Source organism: Micromonospora sonneratiae (assembly GCF_042679305.1).
Taxonomy (GTDB): Bacteria; Actinomycetota; Actinomycetes; order Mycobacteriales; family Micromonosporaceae; genus Micromonospora_H; species Micromonospora_H sonneratiae.
Window position 1 is genome coordinate 1 of sequence record NZ_JBHTMP010000172.1, and the last position, 702, is coordinate 702.

Sequence of the window (702 nt, forward strand, 5' to 3'; positions counted from 1 at the left end):
GGGCCGAGGAGCCGGCGCAGTAGCGTGACCAGCGCCGGGCCGGCGTTCCGGCCGACGCCGGCAAGGTCGCCGGCGGCGAGGTCCGCGGCGAGGTCGGCCAGCTCACCGGCCTTCGCGGCGAAGCCGTTCGGTGCGGCACCCAGGTCGTACACACCGAGGGCCGAGAGGGCGGTGAGCACATCGTCGAGGACGGCCGGGCGGGGGGTACGCGCACCTACGCCGGCCACGAGTTGGTCGAGCACCTCCGGCAGCAGCCGCTGCGCAGCGGCGCTGACCAGTTCGTCCATCCCGGACACGGTGGGCAGCAGGGTGACCGTTGCGCCCAGCGCGGTCGGCGTCACCGACAGGGCCAGGCCGGCCGGGTCGGCACCGAGGTGCAGGTCCACGCCGTCCCAGTCGCCGGGCAGTGGCACATGGAGGGTGAGGTCCCCGGCCGGGCGTACCTGCCGGGCTCCGTCCACGTCCAACCGCAGCCCGACGTCGAGAGTCGCCGGCTGTCCGTCGGCGTCCCACAGGGTGACGGGGACGTCGGTGCCGATCCGTACCCGCAGCTTCCGGTCCGCACCGGTGCCGGTGTCGGCCAGGTCGACGATGAGGCCGCCGGGCAGGCGCAGCGTGTGTGCCGGGTCGTCGGCGAGGCCGAGCGGAGCGGCGGCGAGCCGCAGCAGGTCGGCCAGGGGCTGCGCCCGGGGCGGTTGCCCC

At 76.1% G+C, this 702-nt stretch carries 1 protein-coding gene; it reads right to left on the minus strand.

The annotated features are described in order from the left end of the window. Positions 1-702 (minus strand): hypothetical protein (locus tag ACFQ4H_RS34850; RefSeq protein ID WP_377579554.1); only part of this gene is annotated, 702 nt, incomplete at both ends.